This window comes from Chryseobacterium sp. (assembly GCF_045629545.1).
GTDB lineage: Bacteria > Bacteroidota > Bacteroidia > Flavobacteriales > Weeksellaceae > Chryseobacterium.
The window spans coordinates 1-17,219 of the sequence record NZ_JAZQRK010000045.1; the positions used below are offsets into that span (position 1 = coordinate 1).

At 33.0% G+C, this 17,219-nt stretch carries 15 protein-coding genes and 1 pseudogene; 11 read left to right on the forward strand and 5 right to left on the reverse strand.

Going from position 1 to position 17,219, the window contains the following annotated elements; genetic code table 11:
* Positions 1-181: 181 nt before the first annotated feature.
* The 7 genes and pseudogenes from ACKI42_RS10635 (at position 182) to ACKI42_RS10665 (ending at position 7,189) form a co-directional block, all read left to right on the forward strand.
* The gene (locus tag ACKI42_RS10635) at positions 182-817 is read left to right on the forward strand and encodes an ATP-binding cassette domain-containing protein (protein WP_407405226.1); all 636 of its coding nucleotides are present in this window, start codon (positions 182-184) and stop codon (positions 815-817) included.
* Between the two features lie 165 nt (positions 818-982).
* On the forward strand, positions 983-1,480 hold the full coding sequence (locus ACKI42_RS10640; RefSeq protein ID WP_407405228.1) for a VOC family protein: 498 nt from the start codon (positions 983-985) through the stop codon (positions 1,478-1,480).
* Between the two features lie 9 nt (positions 1,481-1,489).
* A complete protein-coding gene (locus ACKI42_RS10645; protein ID WP_407405230.1) occupies positions 1,490-1,963 on the forward strand; it encodes a GNAT family N-acetyltransferase in 474 nt (157 codons plus the stop codon).
* Positions 1,964-1,994: 31 nt separating this feature from the next.
* Positions 1,995-2,765, forward strand: a complete 771-nt coding sequence (locus tag ACKI42_RS10650) for an alpha/beta hydrolase (protein ID WP_407405232.1) — start codon at positions 1,995-1,997, stop codon at positions 2,763-2,765.
* A gap of 51 nt (positions 2,766-2,816) precedes the next feature.
* Positions 2,817-3,647 (forward strand): annotated as a pseudogene (gene pheA / locus ACKI42_RS10655) (prephenate dehydratase).
* Between the two features lie 376 nt (positions 3,648-4,023).
* Positions 4,024-5,661: an ABC1 kinase family protein gene (locus ACKI42_RS10660; protein ID WP_407405234.1), complete on the forward strand. Its 1,638-nt coding sequence runs from the start codon at positions 4,024-4,026 to the stop codon at positions 5,659-5,661.
* A 175-nt stretch (positions 5,662-5,836) separates the two neighbouring features.
* The gene (locus ACKI42_RS10665; protein WP_407405236.1) at positions 5,837-7,189 is read left to right on the forward strand and encodes a DEAD/DEAH box helicase; all 1,353 of its coding nucleotides are present in this window, start codon (positions 5,837-5,839) and stop codon (positions 7,187-7,189) included.
* Between the two features lie 107 nt (positions 7,190-7,296).
* On the opposite strand, the gene ACKI42_RS10670 is transcribed toward ACKI42_RS10665, so the two are convergent.
* From ACKI42_RS10670 to ACKI42_RS10680, 3 genes are all read right to left on the reverse strand, one after another.
* Positions 7,297-7,758, reverse strand: coding sequence for a lipocalin family protein (locus ACKI42_RS10670; protein WP_407405238.1), 462 nt, complete (start codon positions 7,756-7,758; stop codon positions 7,297-7,299).
* 315 nt (positions 7,759-8,073) lie between these two features.
* Positions 8,074-9,237 (reverse strand): iron-containing alcohol dehydrogenase, encoded by a 1,164-nt coding sequence (locus ACKI42_RS10675; protein ID WP_407405240.1) that lies wholly within the window; start codon positions 9,235-9,237, stop codon positions 8,074-8,076.
* 197 nt (positions 9,238-9,434) lie between these two features.
* Positions 9,435-9,686 (reverse strand): hypothetical protein, encoded by a 252-nt coding sequence (locus tag ACKI42_RS10680; RefSeq protein ID WP_407405242.1) that lies wholly within the window; start codon positions 9,684-9,686, stop codon positions 9,435-9,437.
* A gap of 195 nt (positions 9,687-9,881) precedes the next feature.
* Between ACKI42_RS10680 and ACKI42_RS10685 the strand changes: the two genes are divergently transcribed.
* Positions 9,882-10,070 (forward strand): hypothetical protein, encoded by a 189-nt coding sequence (locus ACKI42_RS10685; RefSeq protein WP_407405244.1) that lies wholly within the window; start codon positions 9,882-9,884, stop codon positions 10,068-10,070.
* A 140-nt stretch (positions 10,071-10,210) separates the two neighbouring features.
* On the opposite strand, the gene ACKI42_RS10690 is transcribed toward ACKI42_RS10685, so the two are convergent.
* Positions 10,211-11,818 (reverse strand): S8 family peptidase, encoded by a 1,608-nt coding sequence (locus ACKI42_RS10690; RefSeq protein ID WP_407405246.1) that lies wholly within the window; start codon positions 11,816-11,818, stop codon positions 10,211-10,213.
* A gap of 81 nt (positions 11,819-11,899) precedes the next feature.
* On the opposite strand from ACKI42_RS10690, the gene ACKI42_RS10695 reads away from it, so the two are divergent.
* From ACKI42_RS10695 to ACKI42_RS10705, 3 genes are read left to right on the forward strand one after another with little or no spacing between them, the layout of a single operon-like run.
* Positions 11,900-13,030: a DegT/DnrJ/EryC1/StrS family aminotransferase gene (locus ACKI42_RS10695; protein WP_407405248.1), complete on the forward strand. Its 1,131-nt coding sequence runs from the start codon at positions 11,900-11,902 to the stop codon at positions 13,028-13,030.
* Between the two features lie 15 nt (positions 13,031-13,045).
* Positions 13,046-14,068 (forward strand): UDP-glucose 4-epimerase GalE, encoded by a 1,023-nt coding sequence (galE, locus tag ACKI42_RS10700; RefSeq protein WP_407405250.1) that lies wholly within the window; start codon positions 13,046-13,048, stop codon positions 14,066-14,068.
* Positions 14,069-14,075: 7 nt separating this feature from the next.
* Complete coding sequence (locus ACKI42_RS10705) at positions 14,076-14,513, forward strand: adenylyltransferase/cytidyltransferase family protein (protein WP_407405252.1); 438 nt, start codon at positions 14,076-14,078, stop codon at positions 14,511-14,513.
* Between the two features lie 53 nt (positions 14,514-14,566).
* Here ACKI42_RS10705 and ACKI42_RS10710 read toward each other — a convergent pair whose 3' ends face one another.
* The gene (locus ACKI42_RS10710; protein ID WP_407405254.1) at positions 14,567-17,128 is read right to left on the reverse strand and encodes a TonB-dependent receptor domain-containing protein; all 2,562 of its coding nucleotides are present in this window, start codon (positions 17,126-17,128) and stop codon (positions 14,567-14,569) included.
* Between the last annotated feature and the right edge of the window lie 91 nt (positions 17,129-17,219).

A 17,219-nucleotide genomic window follows, 5' to 3' on the forward strand; every position in this document is an offset into this window, starting at 1 on the left:
GGAATAAAACAATGGCTAGAAAAATATCATTATCGAAAGCATCAAGGAATTAATAATAAACCACAAAATAAATACACCAAAGCAGCTTAAAATCCAACTAAGAAATACTAATTTTTGGTCCAGTGAAACGAGGGTAAATTAATTCAAAATACTAAACAAGCCAAAGAAAATATCAATAGTTATGTTGGAAATTGAAAATATATCGGTTAGTTTTAAAAATAAACAAGTGCTCAAATCCGTTACTTTATATATAAAACAAGGAGAAGTAATAGGTTTATTGGGTAAAAATGGCGCAGGCAAAACCACTTTATTCGAAGCACTTTACAGAAATATAAAACATGAAGGAAATATTCAATTTAATGATATTGCATTAGATAGAAAATGGGTTTCTTATCTAGAAAGCGAAAACTATTTTTATCCTTACATTACGGGAGCAGAGTATCTTGAGTATTTTGCAAAAAATAAAGAAGATAAAAAGCAAGAATTGGTGAGCAAATTTCAACTTCCATTGGAGAAATTTGTGCAATATTATTCTACTGGGATGAAGAAGAAAATTGCACTTATAGGAATGCTAATGCTAGATAAACCTATCGCTATTTTAGATGAACCCTTTAATGGAGTAGATTTTGAAGGTGTTCACTTGCTATATGATGTAATAAAAGAATTAAGATCTGAAAATAAAATTGTAATTATCAGTTCTCACATTATAGAAACTCTTTTTCATACTTGCGATAAAATTGCAATTTTAAAAGATGGTGTAATTGATAAAATTATCAATAAAAATCAATTTTCAAGTTTAGAACATTTTAAATTTTAGTTTAAATGAAAATCAAAGAACTCACACTGTTAACCACAGATCTGCTGTCCACAGAAAATTTTTATGCTGAAGTTTTGAATTTTAAAATTCAAGATAAGTATAGCAAAAAAAAATACCTTTATTGTCGGCGAAACTTTGCTTACATTTATTTTATGTGAAAAGATCGTGAAGCCAATTTATCATTTTGCATTTCTAGTTCCCACTCATAAAATTGAGGAAACTAAAATTTGGATTTCGAATAAAATTAAAATTCTAGAAGCTGGAAATAAGGATAATATAGTGACTTTTGAAAATTGGAAAGCGCAATCTTTTTATTTTTATGACATCAAAAATAATCTTTTAGAATGCATTGCTAGAGAAGATTTTTCTGATGAGCATTTTAAACCTTCAACTGCTCCTTACGTTATGAATATCAATGAGGTAGAAATTGCAACAGATTTGCCTTTATCTCTATCCAAAATTCTTATCCAAAAAACCAAGATAAACTACTTTGCTAAAGGTCCTGTGAGAGAAGATTTTGCAGCTTTAGGAAATGAAGAAGAATTGTTTGTGATCAGTAAAGATGATAGAAATTGGTTTCCTACATGTAATTTGGCTGAAAAGCATTTTTTGAAAGTGAAATTCGAGGTGTTAGGAAAAGATTATGAAGAAACACTTAATTAAAAAAATAATATGAAAATAGAAACTACAAAATATTTAGATTTCCATCAAAAGAGCCATATTTTCGACCTTTGGAATAATGAATATCCTCAGCAATTATCTTACGAAAGTATAGAAAACCTAGAGATTTATCTTAATGGAATTAGCAATCCTACGCATTATTTTTTATCAAATCAGTTGGATGAAACAGTAGGTTGGGCAAGTACTTTTAGTAGAGAAGGTGAAATTTGGTTTGCCATCATTATTAATTCCGAATTTCATGGAAAAGGCTACGGTAAAATGCTTTTAGATGAAATGAAATTAGTAGAAAGTAAACTAAATGGTTGGGTAATTGATGGAGTAAATGAGGTGAAATCTAACGGCGAATTGTACCGATCTCCACTTGAATTTTATAAAAAAAACGATTTTAAAATTCTTTCAGAGATTAGACTAGAATTGGAGCTTTTTTCTACAGTGAAAATTGTTTGGGAAAAAGATCAGCTTTAATTTTATACCCATTAAAAATACACAAAAACAAATGATGAAAAATGTAATTTTAATTCTCTTTAGTTTATTTTTAGTACAATGTACAGCTACCAAAAATAATTTAACACAAACTGATAAAATTACAGAAATCCGACTCGATACACTTACTTATTTTGATGCATCTAGAAACCGAAAAATTCCTATTGCGATCTATCAACCCAAAAGTAAAGAAATGCGCAATGGTATTCCTGTAATTTTTAATCATGGATATGGAGAGAATAAGGGTGGAGATTATAAAGTTTATTCTTATCTCACAGAGTTTTTGGCGAGTAAAGGTTATTTCGTAGTAAGTATTCAGCACGAGCTTTCTACAGATGATCTTTTGGCGATGTCTGGGCAATTTCAGATTACAAGAAGACCCAATTGGCAACGTGGTGTAGACAATATTTATTTTGTTATAAATAAATTGAAAGCTGATTATCCTGAATTTAATTATAAAAAATTATCCCTCATCGGACATTCTAATGGTGGAGATATGGTGGTATTATTTGCACACCAACATCCCGCGTTAGCAGAAAAAATAATTTCTATGGACAATAGAAGAATGGAAATTCCGAGAGTGAGCCAGCCAAAAATATTTACACTAAGATCCAAAGATCATCCCGCAGATCCTCACGTTTTACCTAGTGATGAGGATTTGAAAAGATATGGCATAACAGTAGAGTATACAAACATCAATCATAGCGATATGGATCATGATGCCAATGATGAGGAGCGCAGATATATGAACGCAAAAATTTTAGAATATTTGGAAAAAAAATAAATTCAACGCTTCTACTGCATTTAAATATAAGCTAAATTTGAATTATGGAAAATAGCTTACCTTGGTCCTCTAGCCAGTTTTACTCAATTGGCGACCTTACAGATTTTCCCAAAAGAAGAACTTATTTCGAAATCGAGAATCCTAGATTGCTTTGCTGCTGTAGAAAGTGGGGCAGTGGATAAGGCGGTGGTTCCACTAGAAAATTCTATTGAGGGCACCGTTTCTATGACCTTAGATTATTTGTATAATTTCAATTTGTTTATAGAAACAGAATTGGTAATGCCTATCGCGCATCATCTTATGGTTCATCCCAATCATTCAAGTTTCGAGAAGGTGATTTCTCATCCACAAGCATTGGCGCAAACTTATCATTTTAGAAATAATCCTTTTAAAATTATTCCATCTCAGAATTTCAGTTATAGGGCGGCTTCTGCAAAATGGGTTTCCGAAAATCCTCAAGAAAAATGGGCAGCCATTGCCAATTGATATGCAGCAAAACTGTATGAACTGAAAATCTTACACGAAAACATTCAAGATTTCGAGCAAAATCATACCAAGTTTATTGTAATTTCTAAAATGAAAAATACACTAGAAATGTCCGTGGAAAAGGTTTCTGAGAAAACATCTTTATTGATAAAACATCCGGAAGATCATTCGGGAGGTTTGCATCAAGTTTTATCGGTATTTGCTTGGCGAAAAATGAATTTGTCTAAAATTGAAAGCAGAACCCTAAAAACAGGCTTAGGTAATTATTTTTTCTTCATTAATGTGGATTGTCCGTGGCATCCTATTTTATCGCAAAATGCAATAGACGAACTCATTGCGCTTGGTTCTGAAGTGAAATTCTTAGGGCATTATTATGAATATATTTTTATTGAATAAACTGCTTAAAACCTAAGTCATAAATGTTTTCAAAAATTAACTAAAAAAAAAAATTTGTCTGAATGACTAAATATATTCACTATTCACAATTTTATTAGTTTGCTATATTTGTAAATATTTAGTAATAGTATCAATTGTTGTCATGCTGGAAGATCCTTTGATAATTTAGAAAAGTATAATTTAAACTAAATTACGTTGCCAAAAATAATATATACACTGTACAGTAAATACCTCTTATAATTCCTGTGTTCTAATTAGCCAAATAATGATTAGGAATATTAAAATAGTAATGGTCCTCAGATTTAATTTAAGCGTCTTTGTATATTAGGAATAATTTTTGAATCCTTATTAATATTCAAATTTATTATAACATATTATGTTCGACAAGCAACAAAGAAAACTTAAAAGATCGGGTAAACTCATCTCTGTATTGAGTAAATATGGTTTCAAAGATGTGCTTGCAAGAGTAAGTGGTGAAAAAAACATTACCGTAATAGATGACTCCTTGGCTAAGGAAAACGTATATGTAAGGATAAGGTTGGCATTAGAAGAGTTGGGACCAACTTTTGTAAAGCTTGGACAATCATTTAGTAACAGAGAAGATTTATTTCCCCTAGAGTTTATTGAAGAATTACAGAAGCTTCAGGATCGTGTGGAGACTGTAGATTTGAATATTAAAGAGATTTTGGAAACAGAATTCGGAATTATTGCGGAGGAGCATTTCTTGGAAATTAATCCAAAACCATTGGCTACTGCCTCTATTGCACAAGTTTACAAAGGAACCTTAAAAAATGGCGATGAGGTTATTTTGAAAATTAAAAAGCCAAATGTACAAGCCGTTATAGAAGATGATTTACTTTTGATAAAAGATATCGTCAAGTTGATTTCTACCTACTCTGAAATAGGCGCAAAGTTGAATCTAAAACAAGCCATATCCACCTTCGAAAAGTCATTATTAGAGGAAGTTTCTATGGTGAACGAGTTTAATAATATCAAACAATTCGCGATCAATTTTAAAGACCATAAAGAAACCTACGTACCAAAGGTTTATGATGAGTATTCTAATAACGATATTCTTTGTATGGAGTTTGTAGATGGGATTAAAATTACAGACAAAGCCCAATTAGACCTTTATCATATCAACTCTGTGAAGATTTCAGAGGTAGGTTTGCGACTTTTTATTTCACAAATTCTAGATTACGGTTTCTTTCACGCTGATCCCCATGCAGGTAATATTTTGGTAAAAAAAGATGGACGTGTTGTATTTATAGATTTTGGTGCCGTCGGGAAAATTCAGCCTAATGACAAAGAGATTTTAGAGAGCTTAATCGTGGCTTTCGTTGCGAAGAATCCGAATAAGATCGTTCGAAGCTTAAAAAAAATGGCAATACAATACGATATTCCAGATGATAAAAGATTTGAAAATGATGTTGCAGAAGTACTTAATTTTATACATAGCACATCTTTAAAAAATATTGATACCTACGTGATTATCGAGAAGATGAAAGATGTCCTTAAAGAAAATCATATAGAAATGCCAGGCTATTTTTATCTCTTGTTCAAAGGAATTGGCCTGATAGAAGGGGTTGGAAGAACCATCAATCCTGATTTGGATATAGTGAAAAGCCTAATGCCGTATACCAAAAAGGTTTTTGCTAAAAAAACCGATCCTAAAAAGCTACTGAAAAACGGTCTATCCAAGGTGATGAATTTTACCGAAAGTATAGATGAAATACCGAAGGAATTAAGATCTGTTCTTCAAAAACTGGATGATAATAAATTTACAATATCTAGTGAAATTAAAAATATAGAGAAAACCAATCAACTTATCAAATCTAGTATTGTTAATCTCATTCTATCTCTGTTTTTAGGCGCTAATATGATTTGTACATCCATTATTTTTGTTTCACAGGCTCCTCCGAGAATTGGTGAAATATCCGTTTTTGCCATCTTTGGATTTTTTATTTCCATTGTAATCATTATAATTTTAGTTTTAAGAACAACTAGGAAATGATGTTACTAAGTTTTTAAATTATCAAATATGAATTAATTTATTTGAAAATATGTAATATTGATAAATTACAAATGTAATAATTGGTGTTTCGTCAATCCTTAAATAATATTTCTCTATTTTAATACAAATAAATATTCTAAAATCATCATTTTAATTAATTGTTTATCTTTGCAAAATGGAAAAACTCACTTTTGCAGATTTTGACCTTCCGGTCAAAGTTCTTGATGTTTTAGCAGATTTAGATTTATTTGAGCCAACGCCTATACAAATTAAAAGTATAGGACCAATACTTTCTGGAAGAGATGTGATGGGGATTGCGCAGACGGGTACAGGAAAAACGCTAGCATATCTTTTACCAGTTTTAAAGACTTGGAAATATAATAAAAATGGAAATCCTACAGTTGTAGTACTTGTACCAACAAGAGAATTGGTGGTTCAGGTAACTGAAATTGTAGAAAAGCTAACAGAAAATCTTTCTGCAAGAGTAATTGGTATCTACGGGGGAAAAAATATCAATACACAAAAGCTTTTATTTAAAGACGGATGTGATATTTTGGTAGGAACACCTGGTAGAATCATGGATTTAGCCATTGATAACGCAATTTCTCTCAGAGAAGTACAAAAATTGGTTATTGATGAATTTGATGAGATGCTGAATTTAGGTTTCCGACCACAGCTTACTCACATCTTTGAAATGATGAGGGATAAGAGACAAAATATCCTATTCTCAGCTACCATGACAGATGCTGTAGATGAGATGTTGGATCAGTATTTTGCAGGTCCAATAGAAATTTCATTAGCAAAGTCGGGAACTCCGCTAGAGAAGATAGAGCAAACTGCTTATAAAGTAGAGAACTTCAATACCAAAATCAACTTGTTAGCGTACTTGTTGAAAAACAATGAAGATATGTCTAAAGTTTTGATCTTTAATAATAATAAGAAAAATGCAGATTTGCTGCTTTCTAAGATTGAAGAGATTTTCCCAGGCCAGTTTGATGTCATACACTCCAACAAATCACAGAATTATCGATTGAAAGCCATGAAAAACTTCGAAAATGAAGTACTTCGAGGTCTTATTACTACAGATATTATGGCGAGAGGATTGGATATTTCAAACATTACGCATGTAATCAACTTCGAAACACCTGAAGTAGAAGAGCAATACATCCACAGGATCGGTAGGACTGGTAGAGCAGATAAAGATGGTAAAGCCATCACTTTTGTATCTAAGAAAGAAGAAACTTTGGCTTTGGATATCGAATTATTGATGGACAAAGAATTGAAGTACATCGATTTCCCAGAAGAAGTTACTATCAACCCTAAGAAAATTGCTTCTGAAGAGGATGAGATTGTCATGAAGAACCCTGCTTATGTGAAAATATATGAAGGTGGTGGCGCTTTCCATGAGAAGAAAGATAAGAACAAGAAAGAAAATTGGGGTGGACCATCCAAAAGAAAACTTCCTAAGAAATTTGGTGCGAATAGAGCGCAACAAAAATCTATTTCTATGTCTAAAAGAAAGAAATAATACAATAAAAAATTCGACCTCATTATTGGAGTCGAATTTTTTTATGCTAAATATAATCTTTGGATTAGTATAAAAAACTCTTGATATTATTCAGGAGTTTTTTGGTATTATCTTTTGTAAGTCGTGTAGATTTTGTCTATTTTGAAATCACCATTATAATCAATATTATCATACAATTGTTGAAGTTTCAGCTCAGTACTATTCAGGTAAATAATTTTGTAAGGTCTAGGACTTTCGTTTTCATACTTAATCACCATTGTTTTGGTTTCGGTATCATAGTCATACGTTCCTTCAATCTTATCACTAGTGCAAGATGATTCTATCCCAGAGAAAGCTGTATATGCAGTATAATGATCTGTTCTGAATTCTGTTGTACTTTTCATATTGCATCCCATAGGTACATCTGTAGTGATTATAGTTTTGTCATCTGCACCAGATATAATCTCCATTTTGGCGGTCCTCCATTCTCCTTTTAACATATCCATTTCGTAATGTTGGATGTCATCATCTTCTTTACAAGAAGAAAGCGCAAATGCTGAAAAGGCAAATAAAAGTAAACGTTTTTTCATTTTCACAAATTTAAGAATATGCTAAAATATAAATAAATTTGAAATATTGGTAATGAATTAAAGGATTTTTAGAGTTTTGGTTGAAAAAAAAGGATTTTGAGAAGAGTAGTGTTGCCTCAAAAATAAAAGATAGCCTTTATCGGGGGTCGTTTACAGAGAATGTGATAAATACGATTGCTACAAAAAGTCCCACTTTCTAGCCCCGATTGCAGTGGAAATCCTTTTGTTTTTTATAGAAAAAACAAAAGATTGCAACGAAAAGCGGGAAATAGCTACAAAAAAAATCCCGAAACTTGATGTTCCGGGATCTGATGATTAATAACTCATTTCAACAATTTTGAATGCATCTTTTGGAGTCAATTTCTTGTATTCTCCCAAGCCCAACCAATTGCGCTCTGTGAAAGCTTTTTCCACTCTTTCAGCAGTGTTTAGGTACTCTTGAGTATAGTATGATAATTTGGTTTGAATTTCTAAACTATGGAAAAATTCTTCTAGCTTTTTGATTCCAGCTTCTGCCTTTTCTTCTAAAGTTCCTTCGGTAACATTCCAAACCCTTTCCGCATATTGAGCCAATTTACCTTTTTTATCTTCGAAGTTGTAACGATAGTGCGATGGCGCAATTACGGCCAAAGTTCTAGCATGATCGATCCCGAAATAAGCCGTCAGTTCGTGTCCCATCGCATGAACAGCCCAATCTGTGATTACTCCTTTTTGGATCAATCCATTGAGTGCCATTGTACAACACCACATATAATTTCCTGCTGCATCGTAATCGAATTCATCTGACATTACTTTTGGGGCTGCATTTTGAAGGCTAATTAGGATACTTTCTGCAATTCTCTCTTGAAGATCTGCAGAAGATGGAGCCGTCATATACTGCTCTAGAACGTGAGTATAGGCGTCTGCTATGCCATTGGCAATTTGTCTTTTGGGAATGGATTGAATAACTTCAGGGTCTAAAACTGAAAATTCTGGGAATAATCCTGGTCCGCCAGAAGATAATTTTTCATTAGTTTCTCTTCTAGAAATTACGTAACCAGAGTTCATCTCCGAACCTGTAGCGGGCATGGTAAGTATGCTTCCAAACGGTAATCCTTCACCTTCAAAAGTTCTTACAGGCTTGGTAAGGATTTCCCAAGGTGTTCCTTCATATTTAGCTGCGGCTGAAAGAAACTTCACGCCATCTATCACAGATCCGCCTCCTACAGCTAATAAATAATCTATGTTTTTTTCTTTGATTACAGCTAAAGCTTCTACAAGAACTTCGTATTCTGGATTCGCAGGAACACCTCCAAATTCGTGCAATTCATGCCCGTCTAATGCTGATTTTACCTGGTCGTAAACGCCGTTAGACTTGATACTTCCACCGCCATACACCATTAGTATCTTTGCATTTTTAGGGATTTCTTTGGATATTTTTGCAATTTCTCCTTTACCGAAAAGTATTTTTGTTGGGTTTTTAAACTCAAAGTTTAGCATTATTCTTTATTTTATTTAAATCAAATTTACGCAATTGAGACTTAAAAATAAGTTAAGACTTTGCTAAATCTAAGCATAAAATTATTTTGTTCATACATCTTCGAAATACGTAATATTAGGAGCATCAAAAGTAAAATCGTTCCGTTTGTACCAATCACCTTAAAAATCCAAAAAATGAGGTAATATAATTTCGATTTTTATCGTTGGATAGACCTCGACTTTAATTCCTTATTAATCTGGACAAGTGCAATTCCGGTGGGCAATAAGGTAATGATACATCCAGTGGCAATAGGTATAAAAACATATTTTTTCATGGAAACTGAAAGAATAACTAAGGAAGTGCAAGCCATGATCATCAAAACGCCTAATCCTAAAACTAATTTTTTTATTGTTTTTTTCTTTGACTGAAGCTCCTCAATACTAAATTCTTGTAAATTTTTGTTTGCCATGATTTTTATTTATTAATGCAAATTTATGATAAAAGCATTGTTGATAGCTGATTTTTAATTGCAAATAGCGGAATATCTGAGTGAGTTATTTTCCTTGATTCTCAGTTTGCTATTAGAATTATTTCTATTAATAATTAATTTTAGATTGAAATTAGGTATCGAATTCACCCTTATTCAGTTGTTATTGAAAGAGCTTTGCAAGATCATCCACTAGAAAAGGTAATAGAACAGCCACAATACTATGCTAAGCTTACAGGTTTCACGATGTTGCAAGAGGAAGATCCACTTTTTATGAAGTCGGTAAAAATTCGTGAGAAAATTGTTATCACTTTTCCGTATTCAGCAATATGCTTTAATGAAAATTTAGAATGGAGAAGGCAATAAAGAAGCCTTTGGGAAACTTGTTACGCGTTCGTTATTTGGAAATATCAATGCGAGTAGAAATTCTGTGTAATTTTTTCATTTTAATTACTAAAATCAAAATTTAAAATACAAAAGCCTTCCCATTACTGAAGGCTTTCATTTTATTTCTTCATAAATTTCTCGTAGTAGATGTTATCTTGAGTCTGAATTTTAAGATAATAAGTTCCAATCGGGAAATCTTCCACCTTGATGGATTTCTGTTTTTTCTCAGTAAACAATAATTTACCCAGATTGTCATAAACTTCCACAGTTACCACTTCTTTTTCTGTTGCGATATTTAGGATCGAAGAGGTTGGATTCGGAAATAGTGCAATCGTTTCTTTCTTTACCAATTCTGATGAGGAAAGCACTGTGTTATAAAAATTACCAAAATTTAAAATACCATATCCAATTTGATTATTGGTATTTGGATAGAGAGAAGCAGTTTGACAAAGTCGAGTTTTCATTTGGTTTCTATTCAAGGAAGGGAAGGCTTGCATCAAACATGCAATTCCGCCAGCCGCTATGGGTGTCGCAATAGACGTTCCCGAAACCGAAGTAATGGTGTTATTAATCACAGTTGTTGCAGAAGTTCCTCTGGTAGCACCATCAGGTTTTATAATGCCTGAAGAATTGGGTCCAAAAGAAGAAAAATTTGAAGGATTTCCCAGATCGTCTACAGCTCTAACTGTGAAAACTTGAGCGTTGTCTGCAGGAGTCAAAAGGTAATGCCAAGGCTGAGCACCCGAATTACCGGTGGCTGCCAATACAAAAATGCCTTTGCTAGAAGCAATTTCGCTACCTCTAGCGATAAATGAAGTAGTGCCATTCATCTGAGCGTAAGAATAATTGTAGCGTGCATCATCAAAAGTACTATAACCTAGAGATGAGGTGATGATATCAACTCCTTTTCTGTCGGCTTCTTCAGCAGCTTCTATCCAATATATTTCTTCTTCCGGAATTTCAACATCGGCATCTTCAGATCTGTATAAATAAAAATTGGCATCGGGTGCGGATCCTACAAAAGTATCTTGAATAAAACCCCCAATAGCACCTAAAACTAAGGTTCCGTGGCTATTGAGAGTAGGGTCGTAGATGTCGGTAGATTTAGATACAAAATCATATCCACCTTTTATCTGATTATTGCTAATCAGTCTAGAAAAAGCAGAACCTATATTTACGGTTGGGAAACCTGTATCTATGACTGCTATTGAAATTCCTGTTCCGGTATAATTTGCGAGATGAAGCGGTCTTAGGTTAATTTGGTCTATTTGCTCAGTCCCATTGCCATAGTTAAATAGAGTAGTACTATTATTTTCCTTAGCGTAATTCTCCCATTTGTTTACATTTTGAGTTTTTAAAACTAAAGTAGTATTTTTCGCAAAACTTTCAAGCGAATGTACAAACGGTAGTGATTTGATGATATTCGCTTGAGCTTGATTTAAATTTAAAATTACTCCATTCAACCATTTTGAATGATCTGTGACGGTGAATCCTAGGTTCTGTATAGTGGAGATATAGGATGGTTCTATAGGCGCGTCTTGATCATTCAGGGTGATACCTTGAGTAGAGCGCCTGTCTAGAGATTTCTGACTCAGTTCGGAAAGAGGATTGGCATAGAAATTTCCTTTATTAGGTTTATCTTTGAAAAAAACAAATACCAATTCAGATTGAGCATATCCCATAGAATAATTGGCAAAAAGGCAAAAGAGTAAAAGTTTTTTCATCATTTTTTTTATAAAGATAAAACAAATTCGATTATTTTTTTTGAAAGGATATTTAATTCCTTATTTTTACGGAAATATTTGTTTATGAAAAAAATACAGATGGTTGACTTGCAGAGTCAGTATTACAAGATAAAGAATGATGTAGATAATGCGGTTTTAAATGTACTAGATTCGGCAGCTTTTATTAATGGGCCAGAAGTAAAATCTTTCCAAAATGAAATGGAAAGCTATTTGGATGTAAAACATGTGATCCCTTGTGCCAATGGTACAGATGCATTACAAATTGCATTGATGGCTTTGGATTTGAAAGATGGTGATGAGGTGATTACAGCTGATTTCACTTTTGCAGCAACAGTAGAAGTTATTCATTTACTAAAGCTAAAATCGGTTTTGGTAGATGTAGATTATGATACTTTCACTATCTCTACGGAACAAATTAGAAAGGCAATTACTCCAAAAACAAAAGCAATAATTCCTGTACATATTTTCGGACAATGTGCGAATATGGAAGAGATTCTAAAAATTGCTGAAGAACATAATCTATTTGTTATAGAAGACAATGCGCAAGCAATTGGTGCAGAATATACATTTTCTGACGGTACTGTAAAGAAATCGGGAACGATGGCTACAGTGGGAACAACGTCATTCTTTCCTTCAAAAAACCTAGGATGCTACGGTGATGGTGGTGCAATTTTCACCAATAATGATGATTTGGCACATAGAATAAGAGGAGTTGTTAACCATGGGATGTACGAAAGATATTATCATGATGAGGTAGGTGTAAACTCTAGACTAGATAGTATACAAGCTGCAGTGTTGAGGAAAAAGCTTCCCAACTTAGATTCTTACAATGAAGCAAGAAGAAAAGCTGCAGATTATTATGATGAAGCATTTGGAAATGCAGAACATATTTTAACTCCAAAAAGAGACGAAAACTCTACACACGTTTTTCACCAATATACATTGAGAATTACCAATGGTAAACGAAATGAGCTTCAGAAATTTCTTACAGAAAAGGAAATCCCTGCGATGATCTATTATCCTGTAGCATTGAGAAAGCAAAAAGCTTACTTCCAAGAGAGTAATGACGCGGATTTTGTGAATACAGATAAATTACTAGGAGAAGTAATTTCTTTACCTATGCATACAGAATTGGATGAAGAGCAATTGAAATATATTACAGATGCTGTTTTAGAATTTATGTCTAAATACTAATAACATAATTATATAATGGCAATACTTGTAACAGGCGGTTTGGGCTACATTGGCTCACATACCGTTGTGGAACTTCTTAATAATAACTTTGAGGTTATTATTGTTGACGATTTATCCAATTCGGAGAAGTTTATTTTAAACAACATTCAAGAAATCACAGGTAAAAAGCCTATTTTCTATCCATTCGATCTAAGAAGAAAAGAATTGCTGCACCAAGTTTTTGATGCACATACTATAGAAGGGTGTATTAATTTTGCTGCTTACAAAGCGGTAGGCGAAAGCCAGGAAAAACCATTAGATTATTATGAGAATAATCTTTTTACCTTAATTAATATTCTTCAGGAATTTAAAAATAGAAATATATCCAATTTTATTTTTAGTTCATCTTGTACGGTATACGGACAAGCAGATAAAATGCCTATTGATGAGAGTGCTTTACTGAAAACTCCAGAAAGCGTTTACGGTAAAACCAAACAAATGGGAGAAGAGGTCCTTAAAGATTTTGCTAATGCTTATCATAGCAAAATATGTTTGTTGCGTTATTTTAATCCTATTGGTGCGCATCCTAGTTCTTTACTAGGTGAGTTGCCAATTGGTGTACCTAATAATTTGGTTCCCTATGTAATGCAAACGGCTACAGGAATAAGAGAAAAACTGAATGTTTGGGGTAATGACTATAATACCGAAGATGGAACGGCGATAAGAGATTATATCTACGTTGTAGATTTGGCTAAAGCACATGTTGCAGCGCTACAAAAATTGATGACTAACACTTCGGTAGAAACAACGATAGATATTTTCAATCTAGGAACTGGCAAAGGTTCTTCTGTCTTAGAGGTAGTAGAAGCATTTGAAAAAGCTAATAGCGTATCTGTACCTTATCAAATTTGCGATAGAAGAGAAGGTGATATTGAGATTGCTTACGCCGATGCTAGCAAAGCTGAACAAGAGTTAGGTTGGAAATCTGAAACAACATTACAAGAAGCTCTAAAAACGGCATGGAATTGGCAAAAGTACCTGGAAACAAAAACTAATTAATTTTATTATGAAGACTGAAAGAATCGGTATTACGTTCTCTTCTTTTGATTTGCTACATGCGGGTCATATCAAGATGCTAGAGGAAGCTAAGACTGTTTGCGATTACCTAATCGTAGGACTACAGATTAATCCTGCACATGATCGTCCTAATAAAAATAAACCAACACAAACTATTGTAGAGCGTTATATTCAGCTTAAAGCGGTAAATGCCGTTGACGAAATAATACCTTATTATACAGAAGAAGATCTAGAAGACATATTGAAGTCCTTTGTAATAGATGTTCGTATCATTGGTGATGACTATATAGAAAAAAATTTCACAGGTAAAGCGTACTGTGAGGAAAAAGGAATTGAGATTTTTTATAATAAAAGGGACCACCGTTTTTCTTCTAGCGATCTGAGAAAAAGAATATATGAAGCCGAAATGGCAAAATTAAATAAGTAACAAAAAAATCCCGAAAGCTAAGCTTAAGGGATTTTTTGTTATATTTAATCTGACTACATTGGACCTCCGCCTTGTTCGTCACCTGCAGCATTAGCGTTTATATCTTTTTTACGTTTAGGTTGTTCTATTTTTTCACCTTGTTTGAATCTGTAGGTTAGTGAAAGAGAAAACTGTCTAGGTTGCCACTGCATAAAGTTTCTTCTGGTATAATCATTATTGAAACTATAAACCTCTCTGCTTCTTGTATTAAATATATCCTGAAGATTAAACGCTAATGTTCCATCTCCTTTCCAAATCGTTTTTGATGCACCCAAATTTAAAGCATACATGTCTCTAGTGTCTTGGTTAGCAGATTTTTGTGCGCCTCTATAAAAACCTTGCAATTGTACACTAAATGTTTTATCTATCTTAAAGGTTGTATTTAATCTTATACGCGTAGAAAATCCACTTCCCGTAAAATCCATACTTCCAACGCCTGGTTTTCCTTCTTTATCTGTGATAGCATAATACGCAATACCAGAAGTTTTGTAACCAAATGCATCTACACTACCCATTATTTTCAACCAAGAAAAGGGATCGTAAGTATAGTTTAGATCCAAACCATAACGATCATCATTTCCCAAGTTAATAGGTTTTGTAAAGAATTCTGCTGTACGCTCATCTTTTCTATACACCAACATTTTATTATTTTCTGTAGAATGACGATAGTATAAAGTAGGGTTTACAGTGAATTTTCTTTTTGAAATATTATAACCCAATTCAAAAGAATCCACAAAAGAAGGGTTCAGGTCTATATTTCCTTCGAATACGTTTTGTCTATTAGAATAATTAGAATAAGGAACCATAAAGAAAGAACGAGGTCTATCTATTCTTCTAGAATAATTCAACAATATTTGATTGTCCTTCGTTACATCATAGCTAAGATATATACTCGGAAACAAATTATTATAATTTTTCTTTGTATTGATGGGCGCATCGCCCCCTTGGTTTTGATAATCTATTGTAATGTTAGATTGCTCATCTCTAAGACCCAATTGGTATCCAAAATTACCTATTTTACTTCTGAATTGAACATAAAAAGCATTGAACATTTCTTTATAAAGAGTATTGTTGTTGTAATATCCAATAATAGGATCAATTACCGTGCTTGATACAGAACTCTTATAGTCATTATCATTGATATCTAATCTGTAACCCGCCTCTAGTTTAGAATTCTCTCCAATTGGCAATTCATAATCTATTTTACCGATGGCAGTTTTACTTGAGGATTCTCTGTTAGAAGCATCACTTCTTACAAATTCCGAATTTAAGTATTCTCCAATTGTTGAATTATTATCACTAGAGTTACTTTGTAAGCTTAAGGAAACTGATAAGTTCTGACCATTATCATCAATTTTATGATCCAGTCCTAGATCACCCTGAAACGCTAAGTTGTTATTAGATCCTTCAGAGTTTCTTTGCATCAAAGAGTTCATAGAATTCCAGGAGTTAGACGCGCCAAAACGATAAAAATTTTCAATTGAATTTAATTTTTCACTAGAATCGCCATCAAATGTTCTTACCATTGCAGATAAATTGAATGAGGTTCTATCTGAAATATCATACACTAAACCCGCAGTTGCATTATAGTTTTTATTATAACTTTTATTTTTAGAATCTTGAGATTGATAGGCTAAAATGTCATTTGTAGAACCTGTAGTTGGTAGGAAGATATTGTTGTAGGTAGTTTCAGTCTCATTTTTATTTTGACTTTCTGTATAACCGCCACCGCCATTTACAAAATAAGTCATTTTGTTTTTTTTCCAACTTAGGTTAGCGTTCAAGCTTGTTCTTGGGTAATATCCTAAACTCCCAACAACGCTACCATTGAAACCTACTTTTTTACTTTTCTTTAAAATGATATTTAGAATACCAGATGTTCCACTAGCTTCAAATTTTGATGATGGGTTGGTAATCACTTCTATTCTTTCTATTTGGTCAGCTGGTATAGATTGTAATGCATTTGCACCATCATCTATGCCAAGTAAAGAAGAAGGTTTTCCATTGATGAGAAACTTTACATTAGAGTTTCCTCTCATAGATACGGTACCATCAGTGTCCACAGAAACCGAAGGAACATTTGTTAACACATCTTGCAAGCTTCCTCCTTTACTCACAATATCTTGTGAAGGATCATAAGTTTTTTTATCTAGCTCTACTTTATATGGTTTTGCAGATACGGTAATAGTAACACCTTGTATATCTTGTGTTTTTACATTGGTAGTATTTGCCTCAGGTTCTATAGATAAAGCACCGATATTACCAGAAGTAGCAACCTGCTTATTAAATGTGTATTTCTTGAAATCTATGGCTTCTACTATAATATCGTAGTTACCAGGAGTTAGCTGTAGCTGATACTGTCCTTTTTCATCCGTAAGTGTAGCATCACTGAACATTTTATTTTCCTTATGGCTAAATGTAACAGACGCGTAAGGTACTGGCTGATTACTCTTATCTACAATAGTTCCTGTGATATTTGCTTTTTCTTGTGCAAATGCCATTGCTGCAGCAGAAAGTACAAATGTAAGTGCTAATGTCTTTTTAGTAAAAAAGCTTACTATTTCCGTATTATTCATGGGGTTTTGTTTGATTGGAATATCTAATTATATTCAATATATTATTAATATCGAATTGGTTGGATTTCCTATATTTATTATTATCTTTAGT

What these genes read in the sequence shown, in the direction of transcription:
- ACKI42_RS10705 (WP_407405252.1), top strand. Translation starts at nt 14,076, where the DNA reads ATGAAGACTGAAAGAATCGGTATTACGTTCTCTTCTTTTGATTTGCTA.
- ACKI42_RS10645 (WP_407405230.1), top strand. Translation starts at nt 1,490, where the DNA reads ATGAAAATAGAAACTACAAAATATTTAGATTTCCATCAAAAGAGCCAT.
- galE (WP_407405250.1), top strand. Translation starts at nt 13,046, where the DNA reads ATGGCAATACTTGTAACAGGCGGTTTGGGCTACATTGGCTCACATACC.
- ACKI42_RS10635 (WP_407405226.1), top strand. Translation starts at nt 182, where the DNA reads ATGTTGGAAATTGAAAATATATCGGTTAGTTTTAAAAATAAACAAGTG.
- ACKI42_RS10650 (WP_407405232.1), top strand. Translation starts at nt 1,995, where the DNA reads ATGATGAAAAATGTAATTTTAATTCTCTTTAGTTTATTTTTAGTACAA.
- ACKI42_RS10675 (WP_407405240.1), bottom strand. Translation starts at nt 9,237, where the DNA reads ATGCTAAACTTTGAGTTTAAAAACCCAACAAAAATACTTTTCGGTAAA.
- ACKI42_RS10695 (WP_407405248.1), top strand. Translation starts at nt 11,900, where the DNA reads ATGAAAAAAATACAGATGGTTGACTTGCAGAGTCAGTATTACAAGATA.
- ACKI42_RS10710 (WP_407405254.1), bottom strand. Translation starts at nt 17,128, where the DNA reads ATGAATAATACGGAAATAGTAAGCTTTTTTACTAAAAAGACATTAGCA.
- ACKI42_RS10660 (WP_407405234.1), top strand. Translation starts at nt 4,024, where the DNA reads ATGTTCGACAAGCAACAAAGAAAACTTAAAAGATCGGGTAAACTCATC.
- ACKI42_RS10680 (WP_407405242.1), bottom strand. Translation starts at nt 9,686, where the DNA reads ATGGCAAACAAAAATTTACAAGAATTTAGTATTGAGGAGCTTCAGTCA.
- ACKI42_RS10665 (WP_407405236.1), top strand. Translation starts at nt 5,837, where the DNA reads ATGGAAAAACTCACTTTTGCAGATTTTGACCTTCCGGTCAAAGTTCTT.
- ACKI42_RS10690 (WP_407405246.1), bottom strand. Translation starts at nt 11,818, where the DNA reads ATGATGAAAAAACTTTTACTCTTTTGCCTTTTTGCCAATTATTCTATG.
- ACKI42_RS10670 (WP_407405238.1), bottom strand. Translation starts at nt 7,758, where the DNA reads ATGAAAAAACGTTTACTTTTATTTGCCTTTTCAGCATTTGCGCTTTCT.